Raw genomic sequence first — 24,372 nt, forward strand, 5'->3', positions numbered from 1 at the left:
TTTTTTTATTTTTCTAAACCCAATTCATTAATTGCTGCGTTAAGCATTTTTGAAGCTATAGGTCCTGCAGTTTTCACACCGTAAGAGTTGTCATCTTCCAAGATTACTGCTATAGCAAATTTAGGTTTCTTGGCAGGTGCAGCTGCAACAAACCAAGCATGTGTACTTGTTTTATCTTTAATTTCTGCCGTACCTGATTTTGCAATTACAGATGTGCTAACATTTAATGTATCGTAGCTTTCTGCAGTCGATCTCAAATAATCTTTTAATGTTTCCATATTTTTTTTATTACCAATTTCAGATAATAATTCAGGCTTAGTTTCTTTAACAACTTTTCCTTCAGAATCTATTATTTGACTAACCAAGTATGGCTTCAACATTTGTCCATTATTAGCAACAGCACTCATAGCCATCGCCATATTCAAAGGAGTTACCAAGGTTTCTCCTTGTCCAAAACTTGTTGTTGCAATATCTGCATTACTTTTTGTTTTCATATATCCATTGACGCTCACTGCAACAGGCAAATCAAAAGGAATTTTCTTACCAATCATAAATTTCGAAGTATTATCTTGCAAAATTTTATTGCCCAATTTTACACCTTGAGATGCAAAATAAACATTAGATGATTTTACAAGAGCTTTTCTTAAATCAGTCTCCCCATACACAGCTCCATTGTTATTTGAAATAGTGTATTTATTAAATTCAATTGTACCCGTGTTATCCTCAACAACTTTGTCAACTTTATCTTCGTTTTCCAATATTGCATTACCAGTTATTATTTTAAAAACAGATCCTGGAGTATACATACCTTGTGTTGCACGATTTAATAATGGAGAAGACTCCCTGTTCAAAAGTTCTTGCCATTGTGAAGATACTTCATTTGGATTATAGGATGGGCAAGTCGCCATTACGTAAACTTCTCCAGTAGTCGGATTCATCATTACGATTGAACCTTTTTTGCCATCTAGCAAATTGTATGCAAGCTTTTGTAAAGTAGAATTTGTTGTCAATACAAGATCGTTACCTTTATTATTTGAACTTACTATATTTCTCAATTGTGATAAAGGAGTGTCTTTGTTAATATTCAACAATTCTTTCATATAAGATTTTTCAAGACCAGCTGTACCGTAAGTTTTTGAGTTATATCCTGTAATATTTCCATAAATATCAGCATAATCAAAAAATCTATAATTTTTTCCAGCTGAATCTTTCTTAGTTTCTACCAATACATTTTTATCTCTGTCATATATAGTTCCACGCTCAACCTTATCTTCATCTACCCATAACCTTTTATTGTACTCATTGTTTGCTATTTTATCCGCTTTTACTATTTGAAAATATGTCAAATACAAAACCAATAGCACGAACAAAGTCATCAAGAAAGATAAAACCACTATAATTCTTTTGTTCATTTTATTTTGCATAAATATCTTCCTCTCCTTGATCAGTTGAGCAGAATTGTAAAATTGCCAAGCAAATAAATGACATCGCCATTGAAGTACCACCGTAACTTACAAATGGAATTGTGATTCCTGTCAAAGGAACCAATTTCATAACTCCACCGAACATAACAAGACCTTGAATTGCAAAAATAACAGAAATTCCAAGGGCAACAATTTTGTAGAACTTATTTGATTGATACAATGAAATTTTCATCCCTCTGTAAATCAAAATCAAAAACAACATTATTACGCCCATTCCTGTAAAAGTTCCCATTTCTTCGCAGATAGCTGCGAAAATAAAATCACTTGTTACAACAGGAACTACATCAGGCCTTCCTAATCCAAGCCCAGTTCCGAAAAATCCTCCACTTGCTATTGCGAATAAAGCTTGCGTGATTTGATATCCTATTCCGTCAATATTCTTCCATGGATCAAGCCATGTAGACACTCTTATTCTTATATGAGAAAAAAGCATATACGCAGCCACTGCTCCAACTATAGCGATTAGTAAGTTCAATATAATTAATCTGATGTCTTCTTGATTAACAATTTGATAAACTAAAAATAATCCGTAAAAAATCATCGCAGTTCCCAAATCTTTTTGCAAGAAAAACAATCCTATAAAAAAATACACGACAATCATTAGAAAGTATCTTTTGATTATTGGAAGGTATTTCTTGTATTTTTTTGCTGAATCTAAATTTATTCTGTCCAATAAATCAATATTGTAATCATAACTTGCTAAGAAAAACACGTACAATATTTTAGTGATTTCAGATGGTTGAAAACCAATGCCGAAAATACTTATCCAGTTTCTAGCACCATATTTATCTTCTGCAAGTAGTAATGTCATTAAAAACATTACTATACAACCAATCAAATAAAGTGCAGTAAATTTGTACCATTTTTTATAACTTTTCAAAATAAAAAAAGTTCCAAAAAACAACAGTATTCCAATTGTGAACCACATTATTTGTTTTAATCCTTCGTGAGGATTAAGTCTGTAAATAACAATTATACCTATACTAAAAAGCATACATGCAATTTGTAATATATATCCGTCTCCCTTAGTGATTTTTGTTACGTATTTATTTGCTAAAAACATTAAAATCGTAGCAAACAAAAAGTAAGCTAGTGCTTTTGTATCTAATCCTTTTTCATTTGATCCTAAAGCAAGAAAAAAGCCAAATATGTTAAACAAAAGTATTAAATAAACTGGCTTAATCATCCTACCATTAACACGCATTGGCTTTAAGTTATCGATAAATTCTTTAAATCTGCTATTTTGTTTACGTTTAGTTTGCATCTTTGTCACCATTTACAAACATGAATTCAATTTGTCCAATATCTATTAAGTCTTTGTCGTTTAATCTAGCAGAATTAATCAGTTTATTTCCATTCAAAAAAGTTCCATTAGCAGAATTCAAATCCTCAATATAATAATTATTTTTTTCTTTATAAATACGTGCATGTCTCTTAGAGATAAACCTATCCTTCAATGCAACTTGATTGCTATCATCTCTTCCTATAGTGGCAGTTCTTCCTATAAAATAATGCTCTTGTATTTTAAAAGGCAAATTTTCTTTTCTATTAATAAGTTTTAAATAAGTATTTGAACTGTAATTCATATTGTTTGTTCCTTTTATATCCAAATAAATCATCTTGATTATATTGAAAATAAAATAATAAATGATTATTACAAACAAATATTTAAAAAACATAGAAATTAAATTATATAATTTTAAATTCGGAGTAATTTGTATAGAAAAGAATGCATCTAATATGTCAATAATGTATTTCATAGAATTCCATCCTTTCTCATTTTTATCCTAATATAATATATCACATTTTGAACTTAATAAATGAATAATAAAGTTACAATTTGTCAAAATTAATCTTCAAATATAACAGAATCGTCAGTAAATCCTTTGATTCTTGCCAATGATTCTATGGTGTATCCTTGTCTTCTTAGATTTTCTCCACCTTTTTGAAAAACTTTTTCGATTAGAATTCCAATTCCTTCAACAGTTGCATTTGCTTGTGAGCAAATATCAATCAACCCTTCCAAAGCTTTCCCATTTGCAAGAAAATCATCTATCAATAAAACATGATCTTTATCATCTAAGTATTCTTTTGAAACCATTACTTCATAGCTTCTGTTTTTTGTAAAACTAAAAACTTCTGTTCTGTAGCAATTGTCGCCCAACGTTTTTGAGCTTGTTTTCTTTGCAAAAACAACTGGGCAATTAAATCTAATACCACATGCATATGCTATTGCAATTCCACTGACTTCTATTGTAAGTATTTTATTGATTTTTTTATCCTTAAATTTTTCGTAAAATTCATTTGCTAAATCTTCAAAAAGAACAGGATCAATCATATGATTAATGAACCTGTCTACCTTCAGTATATTTCCCGGTAATACCAAACCGTCTTTCATTATTCTCTCTTCAAGTTTTCTCATTTATATCTCCTAAAATTTAATAAATATATTATACATACAATATCAAAAAATCACAATATTTGCCAATTAAAAAATATCACTTACTCTAAAATATAGAATAAGTGATATTATAAAGTTACTTAACATTCATCATTTTTTCTTTTGCTATTTTTTCAATATCCAAAACTTTTTGTTCAGCTTTTTCTTTTGAATCTGCAACAGAATAAATATATAATTTAATTTTTGGTTCAGTTCCAGAAGGACGTAGCGCATACCATGATCCATCATCATAATAATATTTTAAAACATTTGATCTTGGAGTTCCATAATCTTCAAAATTTACATCGTAATCTTTTGTTTCAACTAATTTTGTAGAACCTATTTCACTAATTGGATTGTGTCTGAATTCTTCCATGATTCTTCCGATTTTTTCTTGACCATCCAATCCTTCTAAAACAACGGAAGATAGTGAATTTTCGTGATATCCAAATTCCTTATATAAATCATTTAAAACATCGATCAAAGTTTTTCCTTGTGTCTTGTAATAAGCTAACATTTCTGAAATCATCATTGAAGAACTTACTGCATCTTTATCTCTTACAAATGTTCCATAAGAATAACCAATACTTTCTTCGTAGCCAAATACCCAAGACTTTTCTCCAGTTTTTTCGTATTCATTAGCTTTTCCGCAAACATTTTTAAATCCAGTTAATGTTTCTATCATTTCAACGCCGTATTTTTTGGCGATTTTAGATGATAAATCACCCGTTACAATTGATTTAACAACTGCAGGGTTTTCTGGCAAATCATGTTTTTCATATCTTTGGCTCAAAATGTAGTTTGTCAACAAAGCTCCGATTTTATTGCCATCTAAGAAAACATATTCTCCGTTACTTAAAACTTCGACAGCAGTTCTATCTGCATCTGGATCAGTTGCTAATAGCAAATCAGCTCCAACTTCTTTTCCCAAATTAATTGCATATTCAAATGCTTCTGGATTTTCAGGATTTGGGTAAGGAACAGTCGTAAAATTGCTGTCAGGATTTTCTTGTTCTTTTACAACGTAAACATTTTTGAATCCTCTAACATCTAAAATATGTCTTACGAATCTATTTCCAGTTCCGTTCAATGGAGTATAAACAATTTTCACATCTTTATCAATGTTGTCATCATTAATTGTAAGACTTAGAACATCTTCAAAATAATCTTTGTCCAAATTCTCTCCAAAATATTGTATTTTACCTTCAGCTATTAATTTTTCAAAATCTCCTATCTTAACTTCTGTAAAACTTTTGATTTTGTCCAAATTACTCAAAATTTCATCAGCCTTGTCTTCAAGAATTTGGCTACCCTCTTCCCAATAAGCCTTGTATCCATTGTATTCTTTTGGATTGTGAGAAGCAGTAATCATAATTCCTGAAATGCAATTGAATTTTCTAATAGAGTACGACAACATTGGTGTTGGTCTTATATCATCCGACAAATAAACTTTTATTCCATTAGATGCAAGTACATTTGCAGAGATTTCTGCAAATTCTTTTGAAAATTTTCTAACATCGTAGCTAATGCTAACGCCTCTTTTCAAAGCTTCATCGCCGTAATTTTTGATAGTATCGGCAAGTGCTTGTGTAGTTTTCATGATGTTGTACTTGTTCATTCTATTAGTGCCTGCTCCAATTTTTCCTCTCAATCCAGCAGTACCAAATTCCAATGATTTATAAAATCTATCTTTTATTTCTTCATCATTATCTTTTATTGCTTCCAATTCATTTCTTGTTTCTTCATCATAAGACTTATCATTTAACCATTCATTGTATACTTTTAAATAATCCATAAATCCTCCTATTGATAATAAATTAAACCTTTATACAAAGATTTTTGCTTAAACCATTTTTCTAAATCATACACTCTCTTTACTCCCCAATTAGAGCATTCAATTTTCCAACCATCGTCGTAGTAAATCGAATTTATAGTGACCCAATGAAATTTAACATCAGGATTTTTGTGATTTAATGTCAACATCAAAACTGGATAGCCATTTGCTATTGCTCCTATTATATATGTCACAATGTTTCTGATTTTCCAAGTAAAATTGTAGTTTTGCGCTACAAGACTCATTCCATTTTTCTTGGCATACTTTCTTATTCCGTTATTCATAGGGAACAAAAATGGTACGCCGTATATTTTAGGCTTCAGAAATGTTGACAGCATATCTGCAAATTTTATATATTCAGTTTTAGTTATTCTTTTTCCCAAAAGATTTTCTGGAACTAACTTGGCATATTCTCTTTTTGTATTAGCAATGTAGATAAAATAATTTGTCATGGCAATTACTGAACAGCCCTTTTTAGTGAGATAGTTCGAATTCAAAATATCTTCAAACCATTGTTGATCTCCACCGAAAAAACCTTCAATATTCAAAATTTCATCTACATCTTTAAGTTCATATCTAGTATTCATTATTTCTCCATACTTATAGAATATACCCCGCTTTTTCTTCTATCAATCAAAATTTCATTTTCATTTGTTTCCATTTCAATGATTTTTTCGTCAAAAATTTTCGTGCATTTGTTAAAATCTTCAAAATATTCATTCAAATCAAATGTAAAGCCTTCTCCTGAATTTATAAATACAAGTAAAAATCCTTCATTGTTTTTAACGCTGAAACAAATACAATAATCATTTACATCATAAAATTTAATTTTATTTCTAATTTCATTCGCATCTTTCAGATTAAATTCTGGATGCATTTTCCTAAATTTAATCAATGATTTAACATATTCGTATATTTCAACGTAATCGTGTTTCAATTTCCAATCAACTGCATTGATACTAAGAGAAAGATTATAAGTGTTTTTATACATCGACTTACTTCTTAGAAACTCATTTCCACAATGAAAGAACGGTACCCCTTTACTTAGCATTATCAAATCAAAACAAAGCTTTGTTGACGTTTCGATATCTGCGTTTGTTTTAATTAATTTATCCTGAAGAATTAAATTATCGTGAGAATTAAAATAATTAATGGTTTCATTAGGATTTTCGCAAAAACCATGTCTTTTTTCATCATAATAAATCGATCCACAAATTCCAGTTTCCAAACCAATTTTATCTACATTTTCTTGAACAAAACCTGTAGAATCGTCATCGTTATCTCCTTTAATAGCGTTTCTGAAAAACGGATTGAAAAAAGCATAATCCTTCCCTTTTTGACTACCAAAAATCGTTCTTTTATTTTTCTGTAACGGAGATTCATCTGCCATCCATGGCTCTCCGTAAATAATTACATTTTCATCGTTTTTTCTAAGTTCACTTACGATTTTATCGGTTGTTTCTGAATCTATTAGAGCCATTAAATCAAATCTGAAACCATCAATGTGAAATTCTTTTTGAAAATACAATAAGCTATCAATAATAAATCGTCTCACAAATTCATCTTCGGTGTTTAATTCATTTCCAACTCCAGATCCATTTGTGAAATCTCCATCCTTATCACTTCTATAAAATTGTGGATAAATCAGATTAAATGGATGATCTTTGTTTCTGAAAGTATGATTGTAAACCACATCCATAATCACACCAATATGATTTGCATGTAATGTTTGAATCATTTTTTTGAATTCAATGATTCTATTCTTTGGATTTTCTGGCTCTGTGGAATAGCTCCCTTCGATGCAATTATAATTTTCAGGATTGTATCCCCAATTGTAATTATCTCCAGAAAATCTTTCTGAATTTCTCTCATCAATACCTACAAAATCAAATACAGGCATCAAATGAACATGTGTTATACCCAAATCTTTTAAATGATTTATCCCAGAAACATCACTTTCCTCTATCAATCCCAAAAATTTCCCTCTATAATCATCTCTAATTTTACTCGATATGTCAGAAGAATAATCTTTTATTGATAATTCGTAGATTATAGCTTCATTCTTGTTTGCTATTTCGTATTCTTCATGAATAAAACCATCTGGGTTTGTGGAATTCAAATCTATTACACATGATTTTAAGCTATTAATTGAAGAAGCTTTACAAAATGGATCCACAATTTCGAATTTTTCATCAAGCTGATATTTGTAGTAAATTCCATCCAAATCTCCTTCAACTTTGACTTCAAAATATCCATCACTTTTTTTCATATCAATGGAGTTGTATCTTACATCATTGTAATTTTCATAAAGTAATAACTTTACTCTATTTATTTTAGGAGCATAAATCTTGAAAAACGTATATTCTTTGTTGTAATTAAATCCTAACTCATACATTTATAACTCCTAATAATCTTTTAAATAATTAATTCCGAAAATGTCCGATATTTCTATATTTTTCAACATATAACCATTCCACAAATTTTCATCTAGATACATTATTTGAATTTTTTCGTTAACTTCAGCAAAATTGTCAAAAGAGTTTATTACATTAAAACTATCATTATATTTGATAATCAAATTATATATCTCCATAAATTCGTCTATAACTTTTTGATTTTTTATTATTTCTATATTTTCTAATATAAAGTTCATACAACTAGATTCAGTATTTGCAGAGCTTTCTTTATCAAATTTGAACACTCCGTTATTTTCGCTTAAATTATTTACATTTTCATAAACATTTGAATTACTAGTTAATAAAATTGATCCGTTCTTCATAAAAGCATAGGGATAAGTATTTGAAACATCGAAGTTTTTGTAAGGAATATAATTGAAAACATCACTTGCTTTAGCAAAGTCTGGCATTTGATCAAGCATTATGTTCTCAACAAATATTAGTTTGATTTTTTCTTGAATAAGTTTGTCTGAATTTATTATATTTGATAGACCGATACACAAGCTTATTATTTTCTTGCAAAATAAATAATCAAACGAACTCATACCGCCAATAAAAAAAGTCGTTGGAGTGATGATAGTGTTCACATTATCTTTTAGTTTTAAGTATAAATACAAGATATAAAAAACATTTAAAACTTGTCTTTTACCTTCGTGAAAATCTGATAATTGCATATTAAAAATACTATTATCATTTATATTTTTCAGGTTATACTTATTGACAAGTTTTTTCTTGTACTTTAGTTTGCTAGAATACAAATTATCGCAATCTATCTTATTATTGAATAAATCGTCGTTAAATCCATAAGTTTGTATCGCAATTTTATTTTGAATATTTGTGTCAATATCTATATATTCGCTTTCTAATAAATATTTCTTATGATAATTAGAACCTACAATTATTTCGTGAGATATGAAAGCTATCAGATTAAAACAATCTAGGAAATCTTCCTTGATAATTTCTGGATATCCATTTTTAAGAGCATTTCCATTTATTAATTCAATTATCTTTTTTATATCAGCAAATTGATATAAATACCTCAAATCCATTAATTCAAATGACTCTCTGTGCAGATTAATATTGATATATCCGAAAATTTTATTACACTTTATCAAAGCTTTTTCAAAATCAAATCCCAAATCCAAAAGTTTTTGTAAAAACGAAATTATTACTAAGGAAACATTCGTTTCAACAATATTAATTTGAATATGCTGTTCAATTTTATCTGCGTTTTCGAAAAATTTTATTTCATCATTAAATATGTCTTCCACTATTGAATCCGATAGAAATTTTTGTTGCAAGAATTTAATATATTTCCCGAATTCATCAATTTCAGGAGTGTAAACAAATTGACGAATCGAATCAATTTTATTTTCTTCAGAATAAATCTCCTCAATTCTTCCGCGAATAAAATTTTCGTAATTAAGATTCGGGTTAGCTTTTGGTGCAAATAATCTAATAAAATTAGTATTCTCATTTAAATAAGGAATATCGTAAATTTGAGATTTTATTATATTATTATCTAATTCTATATCGTATTGAGTAGATCTTTTAAAAACAACGCTTGTTTTTGGTTCGTGGAATGCTGTCTCAATTTGATTTTCATCGATTATTTGTTGTTTGAACTGTGAATTTTTGTAAAAAATAGAATATGCTTTTCAAAACTTACCTTGTTTTGAAAACTTCTCAAACAAATCTACGGCGAATCTTCCGATATAACTTTGACCTAAGTGCAAATCATTGTCCATATTTACAACATCATCATATTTTTCTTGTAAAATATGTTGCAAATAAGTTTTTATATTGAGTTTTTCAATATAATCTTCAAACAGATTTTCTACCATTAGTTCAAATGATACTATATATGATCTTGATGATATGTCAGTGTTACTATTAGTTTGATTTTCAGAAATCAATTCTTTAATGACTTCATTAAGCGCAATTCTAATTTCATATAGATTTGCATCTTGAAGATCAACCAACGAATTATACGATAATTTGATTTGTAGTAATCTTCTTAGTTGATCTTCTGAAATGTCCATCATTTAATAATCTCCTCATAAAGTTCGATGTATTCTTTCGCAGATTTTTCCCAATCATTTTTAGAATTCATAGCATTTTCTTTGATTATATTAAAATCATCATTGTAGTAAAAAGATATTGCGCGTCTCAATGTATACAAGAAGTCATGTGCATTGATATTTGTAAATGAAAATCCATTACCTTCTTTGCTAAATTCATTAAATGATTGAACAGTATCCCTCAATCCTCCAGTTTCACGCACTACTGGTATTGTTCCATACCTCATAGCAATTAATTGTGATATCCCACAAGGCTCAAATATTGAAGGCATCATTAAGAAATCTGCACCCGCATATATCTTGTGTGATTCTTCATTGTTATAATAAATATTTGCTTTTAATTTATCTGGGAATTTCCACTCGTAGTATTTGAACATTTCTTCATAAGAATAGTCACCTGTTCCCAAAATTACCACTTGAACATCTTCTGTAGTCAAAAATTCGTCCATAATGTATCTAACAAGTTCTAGTCCTTTGTTTTCAACCAATCTAGTCACCATGGCGAATACAGGAACATTTTTTTCTTCTAATCCGTACATTCTTTGTAGCACTTTTTTGTTTTCATCCTTGTCTTTTATATTTTTCAGCGAATAATTTTTGAATAAATATTTGTCTGTTTCTGGATTCCAAATTGTCGTATCAATGCCATTTGTAATACCGGATATTTTATAGTGATACTGTCTTATAATCCCATCTAACCCTTCTCCGAAGAAAGAATACTTTATCTCATCGGCATATGTTTTGGAAACAGTTGTAACTCTATCGCTGAAAACTATTGCGCCTTTCATGAAGTTAATTGCATCGTAGAATTTTAATGCATCTTCAGTAAAATACATCGGTGATAAGTCTGTTTGCCTTAATGAATTGGAACTGAAAACACCTTGATATTTTAAGTTGTGAATTGTAAAAACTGTTTTAATTGACTCATAGAAAGGGTCGCCTTTTGCAAAGTCTCTGGCATAAACATTAACCATGGCCGTGTGCCAATCATTTGAATGGATAATGTCACAATCAAAATCTATATATCGTAACAATTGGACACAAGCTTTTGAGAAAAACACGAATCTCTCACAATCATCATATTCTCCGTAAACATTATCTCTATTGAAATAATCTTCGTTATCTAGAAAATAAAATTCAACACCTCTATGAATGTATTTAAATACGCCAACATAATGATGCTTAAAATCCAAGTCTACGTAAAAGCTTCCTTCAAATTCAAATTTTTTTCTGTATTCTTCATTAATCAATTTGTACAAAGGAATGACCACTTTTACATCATGACCCTGTTTTTTCATCTCTAGTGGAAGCGTACCTGCTACATCTGCAAGTCCACCTGTTTTTATAAACGGATCAGCCTCTGCTGCACAGTATAAAATCTTCATTTAAGTTCCCCTATTTGTCTTCTAATATAGCATTCTTTTTTAATTCGTATGGATAATTTGGATTACCAACTACAGTTACATTTTCTTTTACTAAAACTCCTTTATCTGTAATTGTGTTTACAACAACAGCGTTTTTTTCAATCATTGACCTCTCAAAAATAACAGAATTCTTAATAACTGCCCCTTCTTGAATTTCTACACCTCTGAAAATAATTGAGTTTTCGACTTTTCCGTTTATTTTGACTCCGTTTGCAATCAATGAATTTTTCACGCAAGCAGATTCTCCATACAAAGCAGATGGCTCGTCTTTTGATTTTGTTAGTAGCAAACCGTTTTTGAAAAATACATTTTTGTAAACATCTTCATTTAATAATTTTAAATTTGCATCATAAAATTGCGTCAAATTTCTGATGACTTCAACATATCCATCTATCATGTAAACGCCGATTTTTAATTTATCTAAATTAGAGATAATAACATCAATTAATTCATTGGAACTGGAATTCTTTGCTGCATCGTGAATCAAATTTAAGAAAACAGATTTTTTCATGTACCCAATATTTGTCATCAAATTAAATTCATCATCAATTCCTTGATTTGTTCCTATACTAATCAAATTACCATTATTATCTAAATTTAGTCTAGTTTCTCCGATAAATAATCCTGTTGCATTATCTACTTTTTTGCAAAATAAAAGTATATCCAAATCTTGCTCGATAAATCTATCGTGTGATACTGAAAAATCCTCTCTAAAAATAACCATCGGATCGTAGAAATACAACTCATCTTCCTTTGACCTCAAATAAAACTCTATTGTTTCGTTGTAAGCGACAATTTCCTTGCCTGCATTTTCAAAAGTCGGAGGGAAAATAACAAGTCCGTTTCTTCTTCTATTTAATTCATAACTTTCACCATTTCCCAAGTGATCTAGAGTTGATCTCATGATTTTTCCGCCATACAAAACAACATTTGAAAATTCATTATTTGCAAAGTTACTCAAAGCAATATCTATAATCCTATATCTAGCTCCATAAGGAAGCATATATTCTGGTCTGGAATCAGTTAAATATCCGAAATCCTGTCTACCTTTTCCACCATATATAATTCCAATACAATTTTGCATAATTTCCTCCTAGCACTCTTCGATTCCATCTTCACTAACTAAGAAGATTTTGTCTGAGTCTTTTTCTCCAATAACTTGATTTTCTTCAATAGTCATGGATTCTGCTACGACACAGTTGTAAAGTTTTGCTCCTTTTTTGATAACAGTATCACTTAAAATAACAGAATCATGAACTTCTGCATTCTTTTCCACAGTTATCGATGAAAACAAAACAGAATTATTAACATTCCCATAAATCAAACAATTTTCATTGATTAATGATTTTTTAACATCTGCAAATTCATCAACATAATGAGGAGGAAGATTTCTGTTTTTTGTGTAAATTCTCCAACTAGTATCGTACAAATCAAGCTTATTATCAGGATTTAATAAATCCAAGTTCGCTTGCCAGTAACTTCTTACAGTTCCCACATCTTTCCAGTAACCATCAAACTTCCAAGCAAAAACATTCAAACCATCATCTATAATCTTAGGGATTATGTTCATACCAAAATCGTGTTTGGAATTCTTGTCTTCATTATCAGCGATCAAATATTTTTTCAAAGTGTGCCAATTAAAAATATATATTCCCATGGAAGCTAAATTGCTTTTTGGATTGTTTGGTTTTTCTTCAAATTCAACGATTTTTCCATTATCATCAGTATTCATAATACCGAACCTGCTAGCCTCACTCCAATCTACTTCCATTACAGCAATTGTAAGTTCGCTATTTTTATCCTTATGATATTTCAAAATCTCATTGTAATCCATTTTATAAATATGGTCACCAGATAAAATTAGAACATATTCTGCATCTAATTCATCCAAATAATTCATATTTTCGTAAATTGAATTTGCCGTACCTTCATACCAATTACCACCAACTTCTGTAGCAAATGGTGATAAAATTCTTAGACCACCTGAATTTCTGGATAAGTCCCAGCTAGATCCATTTCCTAAGTGTGAATTTAGTTTAAATGGCTTGTATTGTGTCAAAATTCCTACATCCCTTATATCGGAATTCGCAGCATTACTTAAGGCAAAATCAATTATTCTATATTTCCCACCAAATGACACTGCTGGTTTTGCAACTTTTTTTGTCAAAGCTTTTAATCTTGAGCCTTGTCCTCCCGCTAAAAGCATAGCTACTACTCTATTTCGTGCCTTCATAAGCCCTCCTAATTTTTATTGATACATCTAAGTTTGTTCAATTTAATAAACATTGCAGAAAATGGTTCTATATCAACCGTAATAGAAAATTTTCTGTTGTTATGTTCTTTATTTTTTGAATAATATGGTTTGTTTCTTAGTAAACTTCCACCGTATTTTTTCATTGAAGAATTAAGTACAACTGAATATAGTGCATATTCGTCTACTCCTACTGGATATTTTTTTCTTCTAACTGGTGTGAAATTAAAAATACAAATAATTTTTTCATTTTTAGAATTAATTCTCTCAAAAATTATCAAAGATTCATTTGCATTATTCACATCTTCCCATTGAAAACCAGAATAGCTTGTATCCAAATCATAAAATTCATCATTATTTAAGTAGAATTTATTCAAATCTTTCATGAAATATTTAAGTTTTTGATGTTTCTCGTATTCCAAAACTTCCCATGTGATTTCTTTATACTCATTCCACTCATCAAATTGGCCTATATCATTACCCATAAACAAAAGTTTCTTACCAGGATGTGCAAACATGAACGAATACAAAAGTCTTATTTGATCGAATTTCTGATCGTAAGTTCCTGGCATTTTTCCAATCATCGAGTTTTTCATATGAACAACTTCATCATGGCTAAATGGCAAAATGTAATTTTCATTAAATGCATACATTATCGAAAAAGTTAGTAAGTTATGGTGATCTTTTCTAAATAGAGGATCCATTTTCATGTATTTTATGATATCATTCATCCAACCCATATTCCACTTAAAATCAAAACCAAGACCATTTTCTTTTACTGGCTTTGTTACATTTGGCCAAGCAGTCGATTCTTCCGCAATGACAAAAACACTAGGGAACTCTTGTTTAATTGTATTATTTAATTTTTTGATAAATTCAATTGCCTCTTTGTTTTCGTATCCACCATCTTCGTTACGGATGTCTTTTCCAGAGAAATTTAAGTAAATCATATAAGCCACTGCGTCAACTCTTAGCCCATCCAAGTGATAGTACTTGAACCAAAATAACGCAGAAGATATAAGGAAATTTACAACTTCTTTTTTTGAAAAGTCAAAGTTCAACGTTCCCCATTGATCGTTGTCAGCTAAATATTGATCTGTTTTTTCGAATAAATTACTTCCGTCAAATTTTCTAAGCCCAAAATCATCTTTGCAAAAATGAGCTGGAACCCAATCCATAATAACTCCAATGTCGTTTTGGTGTAATTTGTCAATCAAATACATCAAATCTTTTGGACATCCAAACCTAGAAGTCGCTGCAAAAAATCCCGTAAGTTGATATCCCCACGAGCCATCAAAAGGATGCTCCATTAATGGCATAAACTCAACATGAGTGTAATTCATTTCTTTGAGATAAGATACCAATTCATCTGATAGTTGAACATAAGACAGATAATTTTCACCATGTTTTCTCCATGAAGAAAGATTTATCTCGTAGATACTCATAGGACTATTAAATTTATCTGTCGTTTCTCTTTTTTTAAGCCATTTTTGATCATTCCATTTATAGCCTTCAATATCATAAACTTTGCTAGCAGTTTTTGGTCTTAATTCGCTATGAAATGCAAAAGGATCAGCTTTATACAAAACTTCTGAATCCTGCGTGACTATTCTGTACTTATATGAATCAAATATTTTGACATTTCTAATGCATATCTCCCAAATTTCTCCATCTTTTAATTTTCTAAGTGGAAGTGAATAGTCGTTCCAATTATTGAAATCTCCAACCAAATTTACATTTTTTGCATTAGGAGCCCACACCAAAAATCTGGTGTAGGTCCCAATATCATCCGTATAAATATGTGATCCTAAAAATTTATACAAATTATTGTTGTTTCCTTCATGAAATAAATAAACATCTGTTTCATTTTTTCCATGATAAAAATATTTTTCCATATATTCTCCAAGCTATAAAAGTAATACAATATCTAAAATTATTCTCCAGTTATCATGTTTATCGTCATAATTTTATTCTTTAAATCTAAAATTTGATTGTTAAGTTGATTATATTCTTCAGAATCCATGTTTTTGTGGTCAAACAATTCTTTGTTTTCATACAATCTATCTATTTTTTTCTTTATTTTTTCTAATTCTTCATACAAATCATTATTTTCACGATTTGTCGATATTTCTTGTTCTATATTATAATTTCCAGGTTCAAATTCTTCTGTTGAATAAATTTCTGGAATAATAGCCTCAACATTATACTTTTCTATTAACAATTTAGATAAAGCCTCTGCGCCATCATTTTCGCCATGTGTGATGAAAATTTTCTTAGGTTTTATTTTCATATTATCTACAAATTCCATCAAATCATTTTGATCGGCATGTCCTGAAAATCCACCTAAATTAAATATTTTGGCGTTTACTTTAATTGTTTCACCAAATAGCTTAACTTCATCAACTCCATCCAATAAAATCCTTCCTAGTGAACCTTGAGCTTGATATCCAACGAATACTACAGCATTTTTCTCATCCCACAAATTGTGTTTCAAGTGGTGACGAACACGACCTGCTGTAGCCATTCCACTTGAAGATATGATAACTCTTGGGAATTTTACGCTATTTAGCATTTTAGATTCGTCAATATTTTTAACATAGTGCAAGTTTTCAAATTCAAAAACATTATCTCCACTGGAAATGTAATCTTTAGCTTTTTGATTAAACAAATCAGTATTTTCCATAAATGCTTTAGTCGCTTCAAGAGCCATCGGGCTATCCACATATACCGGAACTTTCTTTTCATAATGATCTTTAATTTGATAATCATAGTAGCTATTCAACTCATAAATTATCTCCTGAGTTCTTCCCACTGCAAAACTAGGAATAATTACTGTCCCACCTTTTGCTGAAACCTTTTCAATTATATTTATCAATTCATGAACGCTTTCTTTGTAAGCCTCATGAATTCTGTTACCATAAGTAGATTCCATAACCAAATAATCGCAACCTGATAAAACATAAGGATTGTTTAAAATTGGATTATTTGAAGTTCCAATATCTCCCGAAAAAATAATTTTAGTAGTGTTTTTGTTTTCAGTTATAAATATTTCAAGGCTCGATGATCCTAGCATGTGACCAGCATCTCTAAAAATTACCCTTATATCTTCATTTATTTTGACAACTTCATCGTAAAATCGTCCCTTAAACAATGAAATACAACTCATCGCATCAATTGTCGTATAAAGTGGGATGAGAAGAGGTTTTCCAGATCTTTGTCTTTTTCTATTTTCCCATTCAACATCACTTTCTTGAATCTTCGCACTATCCATCAACATTATTTCTGCCAAATCTTTTGTAGCTTTTGTACAATAAATTGGCTTTCTAAAACCATTTTTATATAATAGTGGAATCCTTCCAGTATGATCAATATGTGCATGAGTCAAAAGCATGAATTCAACATCACTAAAATCTATTTCATCATGGTTTTTTTGTTCTAATTCTTTGCTGCCTTGAAACAATCCACAATCAACCATAAATTTATGTTTTTCAGTTTCTACTATATAGCAAGAACCAGTTACTTCTTGTGCCGCTCCTAAAAATGTAATTTTCATTAAATCACCTCTGTATTACTATATACCCAAAATGTTAAAAGATAGTAAAATATCCGCAAACTTTAATTTGCGGATAATAAATTAATTTTGTTTTCTTTTTCTTTTTTCTTCCAAGTTTTTTGCTATCAAATTATCCAAAACTAATTCGTAGCCCTGTGCCCCACTTTGTAAAGATCTATTAACTCTACTAATTGTAGCAGTAGATGCACCAGTATCTTTTTCAATTTCACTATATGTTTTTCTGATTTTTAGTAGTTTTGCTACCTCTAATCTTTGTGAAATGGAATGAAGTTCTCTAATTGTGCAAACGTCTTCAAAAAATCTTTGTAACTCTTCTCTACCATTTAGCATCATAATTGCATCGAAAAACTCATCTAATGTTTTGTCTTTTATATTGATTTCTCCCATACCTTACTCCTTAAATTTTTTTAGGTAACCTTTACCCATTAATAAAAATAATATAATGCCTCTTATATTCTTAGTATACTCGCTTTTTCAAACTAAAGCAAATATTTTTTTAAATTAAAATTCTATTGTATCTTATTAAACTAATTTATTAGAAAAACAATCATACTTTATAATTTTATAAACTTTATATACCCAAAACAACCAGCGTTTATTCTAATTGTATTAATTTATTGTTAAATTTGATTTTAACTAATTTTAGAATAAAAAAAGGAATCTATCAAACGATAAATTCCTTTAAAATTATTTATTATATTTTTTTGATTTGTATCTCAATTGAGTATCCAAAATTCTTTTTCTCAATCTTAAATGATGAGGTGTAATTTCTATTAATTCGTCTTCTTCAACAAACTCCATCATTTCTTCCAAACTCATAATTTTTGGAGGAGATAATTTTAATGCTTCATCAGCTGCTGAAGATCTAATATTTGTTTGAGCTTTTTTCTTGCAAATATTTACTTCAATATCTAATCCCTTTGCATTAGAACCAACAACCATTCCTTCATAAACTTCATCTTGAGGTTGAACGAATAATATACCTCTATCTTGTGCCGCGTTTAATCCATATGCTGTTGCAGTACCTGTGTCATATGAAATCAATGAACCCAATTGACGTTTTGGAATTTCCCCTTTATATGGCTCATATCCTTTAAGTTCTGTATTGATAACTCCGTTACCCTTTGTATCACTTAAAAACTCTTGGCGGTATCCTATAAGGCCTCTTGAAGGTATTTCAAAAATAAGTCTTGTGTATCCGCTAGAAGTATTTGATATATCTTGCAATTCACCTTTTCTAGTACCTAATTTCTCGATTACAGTTCCAACAAATCCTTCTTCAATATCAATTGTAACAATTTCGATTGGTTCTAGGACTTTTCCGTCTTTATCTTTTTTAAATAATACTTCTGGTTTAGATACTTGGAATTCAAATCCTTCACGTCTCATATTTTCAATTAATACAGACAAGTGAAGCTCTCCTCTACCGCTAACTCTGAAAGTGTCTGTAGAATCTGTATCTTCAACTTTCAAGCTTACATCTGTTTCTAATTCTTTATATAATCTTGAACGAACTTGTCTACTTGTAACGAACTTTCCATCACGCCCTGCAAATGGCGAGTTGTTAACCGAGAAATTCATCGCCAAAGTAGGATTAGAAATACTTACAAATTCAATAGGATCACAGTCTTCTTCGTTTGCTAAAGTGTCCCCGATTTCTATTCCTTCAACGCCTGTTAAAGCTACGATAGAACCGAATTTTGACTCGTTAACCTCAACTCTATTTAATCCGTCAAATTCATAAATTTTAGTTACTTTTATTTTCTTTTTCTTATCAGGATCATTGTAATTTACAATTACACAGCTATCGTTAACCTTTACTTTACCTTGCTCAATTTTACCAATACCAATTCTTCCAACGTAATCGCTAAAATCAGTTGTAGAAATTAAAAGTTTGAAAGGAGCATCTTCTTCTCCTTCTGGAGCTGGAATGTAGTCGATGATTTTATCCAACAAAGCTGTCATATCTTCTGGTCTTTCATTTAAATCATCAGTTGCAAATCCTTCTCTTGCAGAAGCGTATACAAATGGTGAGTCCAAATATGATTCATCTGCATTTAACTGAATAAATAAATCTAAAATTTCATCAACTACTTCATCTACCCTAGCTTCTTTTCTATCAATCTTATTGATACAAATAATTGTAGGTAAATTTAATTCAAAAGCCTTTTTCAAAACAAATTTAGTTTGTGGCATAGGTCCTTCAAACGCATCTACTACCAACACAACTCCGTTTGTCATTTTTAATACACGTTCTACTTCTCCTCCGAAGTCTGCGTGACCCGGAGTATCTATAATATTAATTTTATGATTTTTGTAGTTTATTGCCGTATTTTTAGATAAAATAGTAATTCCTCTTTCACGTTCGATGTCATTGCTATCCATTACACGATCTTGAACATCTTGATTTTCTCTAAAAATACCACTTGTTTTCAATAACCCATCTACCAAAGTTGTCTTACCGTGGTCAACATGGGCGATTATTGCTACATTTCTTACATCTTCTCTTTTCAAAATTCCACTTCCCTCTAATTTGTGACAATTCATTATATCATAAATTCAAAAAAATAAAAGAAAAATTTGTGTAAAAATCGCATTTACTAATTTTACTCAATAAAAGAAGCTATTAGATCACTTATTAATTAGGTTTCACTAATAGCTTCGCTTCTACACAATTTTCTCTAATTTTTAACTCGTCAGCCAATTTACTTACTATAAATAATCCTCTACCTCTGACATAAATATCATTATTGAAATAACTATTAGAACAATAATCAATTCCCGTACCCTCATCCTTGACGCATATTCGAATATAATCATCGTTTAATTTTATTTTGAAAGTTATTTTTTTATTTATATCAAACTGGTTACCATGTTCTAGCCCATTAAAAATCAATTCATTAATTATCAATCTTATATCATAAAGAAGTTCTTCATCTGGTACAACTTTTCTTAATAGTCTGAGCATAGTATGAATATTTTTAGTAGCAATTGTCCTGTCGCTGACAAACTGCCTCTTAAATATATACATATTATCACCCAATATGATTATACCCAAATACTAAAAAACTTTAACATTTCGCCATTAATTATTTGTTATAAAAATAAAAATGAAATAATGATTAAAATTTTTTACAGTGGGTATATATAATTTGTACCTGATAACAGGTAATTATCTTAAAGGGGGAAATTAATCATGAAAAAATATGTATGTGACGTATGTGGATATATCTATGATCCAGCTGAAGGAGATCCAGATGCAGGTGTTCAACCACAAACAGCTTTCGAAGATTTAGCTGAAGATTGGGTTTGCCCAATTTGTGGTGCTGGAAAAGACGACTTTTCAGAAGTAGAATAATCCAATAAATTTTTATGATTGGCAATAATAAATCATACATGACATAAAAAATATTATTGTCGTATAAAAGTAGTTTAAAAATTAAAACCCCAACAATGGGGTTTTCTTACTTTTATTCTTCAATTCCACTACCGTATTTTAAAATCATTTCGAGCTGTTCCATAACAGCTTTTTTATTTGTTTTCGACGTTGAACTGTATTCGTAGATGAGATTGTCATCATCTATGTTTAGTTCTTTTTTTATGATATTCAAATTCTTTTTTATCATTGTTTTACCAATTTTGTCTAATTTTGTAGCAATTACAAATCCACAAAAACCACTTTGAATAATCCAATTATACATTTCCTTGTCCTGAACAGTAGGTTTGTGTCTAATATCTACAATTAAAAATACCTCATACAAATTTCTTCTATTATTTAAGTAAGTTTCTATAACTTGAGCCCATTTTTTCTTTTCAGATTTTGATGTCTGAGCATATCCATATCCAGGCAAATCCACCAATCTGAACTCATTATTAGCGTTATAAAAATTTACCGTACGAGTTTTTCCTGGCTTTGAAGAAGTCCTTGCTAAGTTTTTTCTGTCCAAAATAGAATTGATAAAAGATGATTTGCCAACGTTACTTCTACCGCAAAAAGCAATTTCTGGCAGAGATTCATCAGGATATTGTTCTATTAAAAAAGCAATTTTCTCTAAATCAGAGTTAATTATTTTCATATTCACCTCCACTAAATATCTAAGAAATATACCACTTATTATAACAAAACTTTAGAATATTTTCACTAAAAAAGCGACTTAAAAAAGTCGCTTTTTTATAAACAAATTATTGTCTTTGTGCCATTTCGTGATCTAATATTGCAAGACCAGCATTACTGTTTTCAGTTCTTTCAAGTTTTGCTATTATATTATCAAAAGTAGCTTCTTCTTCGATTTGTTCGTCGATGAATTTTTGTAGAAGAGTGTATACTTCATAGAATTTGATTTCATGAGCTGCATCAAATAATTCTCTGATTCTTCTTGTAACTTCTTTTTCGTGTTCTAAAGCCGCTTTAAAAATGCTTAATACATCTTTATCGTAGTCAGCTTTTGGAGCTTCGATTGTTTTGTATTCAATCTTATATCCAACTTCTTGTAACCATTTTCTGAAGTATTCAGCGTGTTCATATTCTTCATGGGCTTGCATTTCCATGAAGTGTTCAAATCCATCCCAATCCATATCATTGAATTCAGAAGCCATTTGTTTGTATTCATAGCCTGATTGTAATTCAAAAACTAATTGTTCGTCAATTTTTTTTAATAATTCTTCTCTTTTCATTTATATCATACTCCTTAAATTAATTTATAGACTGTTAGTTAATTATTTTACATCAAATTTATGAATATAAATCATACACACCATAAACTCGCAAATTATTTTCCACCAAAAGTTTCATAATTTCTGGAATTATTTTAGCTTTCTGCTTAGTGGTAAACCCATTGTAGCTTATTTCTGTATTATTGAAATCCATATATTCCGATGAACCAATGACTTTAATAATTTTGTCGTGCACCTCTTGTAGATGCATATCGGCAATTACAAAAGTAACATTGCAAATTCTATCGTCATCAATTGTAGGAATTATTCTATTTATCAGTAAAACATTATTCATAACTAACCTCTTCTTCTCTCTATATTGTTATATACCCAGTTTCTATTATTTTATTCAATTGACCAGGACTTTTTTTTATATTATACTGATTAAAAAGAGGTGAGACATGAAAAGATCACGTAAAATCTATGCAAATAGCAAAAATAGGGTAAAAATTTTTAGAAAAATTTTTTTATTATTTTTAATTCTTATTTTCGCTTTATTCACTTATAAATACATAAACTCCAGGCCTGCTGAGTATAGTCCAGTAATTTCCAAAAAATATATACTAAAAGATTTTGACGAAATATGTAATCAAATCGAAAATTCATATATGAATCTACCACAGACAAAAAAATACAAAGATACAGACTTTTTATCCTTAAAACCAAATTTCAAATCAAAAATCAAATTGGAATCTGCTAAGAAAAAGGGTGAAATGTCGACACAAGAAGTGTGTGATTTGTATAATGATATTTTAAAGAAACTTTATGATTCAAATGTAAGAATAGCCGATAAACACACATTTAATCAAATTTTACAACAAGAAAACAAGAATCAAATTTTAAATAATTTATCTGTGAAGAGGTATTCCAATCTAGCAGATGAAATTCCTGAAAAAAATTTTAGAGCATATTCTATCGATAACTACAAGGATGCACTATACGTTAAGGTGTCAGATTTTGATTCAGTGAATATTGAACAAGACGCTAAAATTTTTGAAAATATTTTGAAAAGTAATAAAAAGAAAAATAAAATCATAATAGATTTAAGAGATAATGATTCCGATAATTTGGATTATGCTATTAATGTGATAATCAAACCTCTATTGAAATCTGATATCAATGTTGAGTTTAATGTCGCAAATAAAACTCAGCCTATTATTTCTAAAAATATTTTAGATAGAAATGGTATAAGTTTCAAAACCATAGAGAATGTTTCAAATATTAAAATAAATGATAATCAAAAAAATATAAAATACATTACAAAGTTTAATTTAACTATTAAAAAAACCGAAGAACAGCAATGTGATGTTTATATATTGCAGAACAAGAACACAAGAAATAGTGCGGATTTCGTATGCCAAATAGCTAACAGAACTAAGTTTGCAACTACTGTCGGAGAAACAACTTCAGGAAATGGATTAAATATCGTTCACACTTACAAGTCACTTCCTAACACAGGATTAATCGTAGAGTATCCACTAGGACAAGGATTAAATGAAGACGGTTCTACTAACGAAGAAGTTGGAACTATCCCTTCAATAAAATTAGATGATAACAGTGAAATAGTAAAATTATTACTATCTAGAGTTAATTAAAAAAAACGATTCAGTATTAATATCAATACTGAATCGTTTTTTTGCTTTTTATTTTTTTGTTTTATTATAATTATCAAAAAACTCTTGTAATATATTATTCATTTGAACTTTTTTATCATCAGAAATATATGCACACTCAGAAACTAACTTAGGTACTTCTTTTGCTTTTTCTTGTAATTTTTTCCCTTCATCTGTCAAGTAAATCATTACAATCCTATCATCTTTTGAACTACGCACTCTTTCAAGGTAGCCTTGGGATTGCATCTTTTTTATTATAGGAGTAATAGTACCATTATCCAAGTATAATTTATCGCACAATTGCCCCACTGTAATCCCATCTTTTTCCCAAAGAACTAAAAACACAATATATTGAGTGTAAGTTAATCCTAAAGGTTTCAAAAATTTTGAGTATGTATTTGTTACTATACGTGATGCGGCATAAAGTTGAAAACAGAGTTGTTTATCTAACTTCATATATTCTTTGTAATCTTGATCCATAAAATCCTCCAGTTCCAAATAT

General features: G+C 29.5%; 23 protein-coding genes. 2 read left to right on the forward strand and 21 right to left on the reverse strand.

Features of this window, described 5'->3' with window-relative positions; all coding sequences use genetic code 11:
- Positions 1 to 5: 5 nt before the first annotated feature.
- The 17 genes from ACU68Y_RS06210 to ACU68Y_RS06290 form a co-directional block, all read right to left on the reverse strand.
- A complete protein-coding gene (locus ACU68Y_RS06210; RefSeq protein WP_446765326.1) occupies positions 6 to 1,412 on the reverse strand; it encodes a peptidoglycan D,D-transpeptidase FtsI family protein in 1,407 nt (468 codons plus the stop codon).
- Between the two features lies 1 nt (position 1,413).
- Positions 1,414 to 2,748, reverse strand: coding sequence for an FtsW/RodA/SpoVE family cell cycle protein (locus tag ACU68Y_RS06215; protein ID WP_002837679.1), 1,335 nt, complete (start codon positions 2,746 to 2,748; stop codon positions 1,414 to 1,416).
- Complete coding sequence (locus ACU68Y_RS06220; RefSeq protein WP_002837647.1) at positions 2,738 to 3,244, reverse strand: FHA domain-containing protein; 507 nt, start codon at positions 3,242 to 3,244, stop codon at positions 2,738 to 2,740. Before ACU68Y_RS06220 ends, ACU68Y_RS06215 begins: the two co-directional genes overlap by 11 nt.
- 89 nt (positions 3,245 to 3,333) lie before the next feature.
- Entirely contained in the window at positions 3,334 to 3,906 is a 573-nt protein-coding gene (locus ACU68Y_RS06225) for a xanthine phosphoribosyltransferase (protein ID WP_002837691.1), read from the reverse strand.
- Between the two features lie 115 nt (positions 3,907 to 4,021).
- Complete coding sequence (locus ACU68Y_RS06230) at positions 4,022 to 5,719, reverse strand: phospho-sugar mutase (protein ID WP_012290786.1); 1,698 nt, start codon at positions 5,717 to 5,719, stop codon at positions 4,022 to 4,024.
- Positions 5,720 to 5,727: 8 nt separating this feature from the next.
- On the reverse strand, positions 5,728 to 6,345 hold the full coding sequence (locus ACU68Y_RS06235; protein ID WP_446755706.1) for a hypothetical protein: 618 nt from the start codon (positions 6,343 to 6,345) through the stop codon (positions 5,728 to 5,730).
- Complete coding sequence (gene pulA, locus ACU68Y_RS06240; protein ID WP_446755705.1) at positions 6,345 to 8,153, reverse strand: type I pullulanase; 1,809 nt, start codon at positions 8,151 to 8,153, stop codon at positions 6,345 to 6,347. The genes ACU68Y_RS06235 and pulA overlap by 1 nt, the downstream gene beginning before the upstream one ends.
- Before the next feature lie 9 nt (positions 8,154 to 8,162).
- Positions 8,163 to 9,860 (reverse strand): glycogen/starch/alpha-glucan phosphorylase, encoded by a 1,698-nt coding sequence (locus ACU68Y_RS06245; protein ID WP_446765327.1) that lies wholly within the window; start codon positions 9,858 to 9,860, stop codon positions 8,163 to 8,165.
- Between the two features lie 12 nt (positions 9,861 to 9,872).
- Complete coding sequence (locus ACU68Y_RS06250) at positions 9,873 to 10,259, reverse strand: hypothetical protein (RefSeq protein ID WP_446755704.1); 387 nt, start codon at positions 10,257 to 10,259, stop codon at positions 9,873 to 9,875.
- Complete coding sequence (gene glgA / locus ACU68Y_RS06255) at positions 10,256 to 11,680, reverse strand: glycogen synthase GlgA (protein ID WP_446755703.1); 1,425 nt, start codon at positions 11,678 to 11,680, stop codon at positions 10,256 to 10,258. The genes ACU68Y_RS06250 and glgA overlap by 4 nt, the downstream gene beginning before the upstream one ends.
- Positions 11,681 to 11,690: 10 nt before the next feature.
- Positions 11,691 to 12,803, reverse strand: a complete 1,113-nt coding sequence (gene glgD, locus ACU68Y_RS06260) for a glucose-1-phosphate adenylyltransferase subunit GlgD (RefSeq protein WP_446755702.1) — start codon at positions 12,801 to 12,803, stop codon at positions 11,691 to 11,693.
- 9 nt (positions 12,804 to 12,812) lie between these two features.
- Positions 12,813 to 13,952: a glucose-1-phosphate adenylyltransferase gene (locus ACU68Y_RS06265; protein ID WP_446755701.1), complete on the reverse strand. Its 1,140-nt coding sequence runs from the start codon at positions 13,950 to 13,952 to the stop codon at positions 12,813 to 12,815.
- Between the two features lie 8 nt (positions 13,953 to 13,960).
- Positions 13,961 to 15,865, reverse strand: a complete 1,905-nt coding sequence (gene glgB / locus ACU68Y_RS06270; protein WP_446755700.1) for a 1,4-alpha-glucan branching protein GlgB — start codon at positions 15,863 to 15,865, stop codon at positions 13,961 to 13,963.
- A gap of 38 nt (positions 15,866 to 15,903) precedes the next feature.
- The gene (locus ACU68Y_RS06275) at positions 15,904 to 17,523 is read right to left on the reverse strand and encodes an MBL fold metallo-hydrolase RNA specificity domain-containing protein (RefSeq protein WP_446755699.1); all 1,620 of its coding nucleotides are present in this window, start codon (positions 17,521 to 17,523) and stop codon (positions 15,904 to 15,906) included.
- Between the two features lie 81 nt (positions 17,524 to 17,604).
- A complete protein-coding gene (locus ACU68Y_RS06280; RefSeq protein WP_002837684.1) occupies positions 17,605 to 17,931 on the reverse strand; it encodes a YerC/YecD family TrpR-related protein in 327 nt (108 codons plus the stop codon).
- A gap of 300 nt (positions 17,932 to 18,231) precedes the next feature.
- Positions 18,232 to 20,091, reverse strand: coding sequence for a translational GTPase TypA (typA, locus tag ACU68Y_RS06285; RefSeq protein ID WP_154273698.1), 1,860 nt, complete (start codon positions 20,089 to 20,091; stop codon positions 18,232 to 18,234).
- 91 nt (positions 20,092 to 20,182) lie between these two features.
- Positions 20,183 to 20,575: an ATP-binding protein gene (locus ACU68Y_RS06290; RefSeq protein WP_002837714.1), complete on the reverse strand. Its 393-nt coding sequence runs from the start codon at positions 20,573 to 20,575 to the stop codon at positions 20,183 to 20,185.
- A 165-nt stretch (positions 20,576 to 20,740) separates the two neighbouring features.
- Here ACU68Y_RS06290 and rd point away from each other — a divergent pair, with 165 nt between their 5' ends.
- Entirely contained in the window at positions 20,741 to 20,902 is a 162-nt protein-coding gene (rd, locus tag ACU68Y_RS06295) for a rubredoxin (RefSeq protein WP_002837650.1), read from the forward strand.
- 112 nt (positions 20,903 to 21,014) lie between these two features.
- Here rd and yihA read toward each other — a convergent pair whose 3' ends face one another.
- The 3 genes from yihA to ACU68Y_RS06310 form a co-directional block, all read right to left on the reverse strand.
- Positions 21,015 to 21,620: a ribosome biogenesis GTP-binding protein YihA/YsxC gene (gene yihA, locus ACU68Y_RS06300; RefSeq protein WP_002842192.1), complete on the reverse strand. Its 606-nt coding sequence runs from the start codon at positions 21,618 to 21,620 to the stop codon at positions 21,015 to 21,017.
- Between the two features lie 106 nt (positions 21,621 to 21,726).
- Positions 21,727 to 22,218 carry a ferritin gene (locus ACU68Y_RS06305; protein WP_002840292.1) on the reverse strand — a complete coding sequence of 164 codons (492 nt, stop codon included), beginning with the start codon at positions 22,216 to 22,218 and terminating at the stop codon, positions 21,727 to 21,729.
- A 58-nt stretch (positions 22,219 to 22,276) separates the two neighbouring features.
- Positions 22,277 to 22,552, reverse strand: coding sequence for a hypothetical protein (locus ACU68Y_RS06310; RefSeq protein WP_002837776.1), 276 nt, complete (start codon positions 22,550 to 22,552; stop codon positions 22,277 to 22,279).
- A 313-nt stretch (positions 22,553 to 22,865) separates the two neighbouring features.
- On the opposite strand from ACU68Y_RS06310, the gene ACU68Y_RS06315 reads away from it, so the two are divergent.
- Entirely contained in the window at positions 22,866 to 23,852 is a 987-nt protein-coding gene (locus tag ACU68Y_RS06315) for a S41 family peptidase (protein ID WP_230582941.1), read from the forward strand.
- A 48-nt stretch (positions 23,853 to 23,900) separates the two neighbouring features.
- Here ACU68Y_RS06315 and ACU68Y_RS06320 read toward each other — a convergent pair whose 3' ends face one another.
- Positions 23,901 to 24,350: a MarR family winged helix-turn-helix transcriptional regulator gene (locus ACU68Y_RS06320; RefSeq protein ID WP_002837723.1), complete on the reverse strand. Its 450-nt coding sequence runs from the start codon at positions 24,348 to 24,350 to the stop codon at positions 23,901 to 23,903.
- Positions 24,351 to 24,372: the final 22 nt, after the last annotated feature.

This window comes from Finegoldia sp. P1-F-LS (assembly GCF_052932205.1).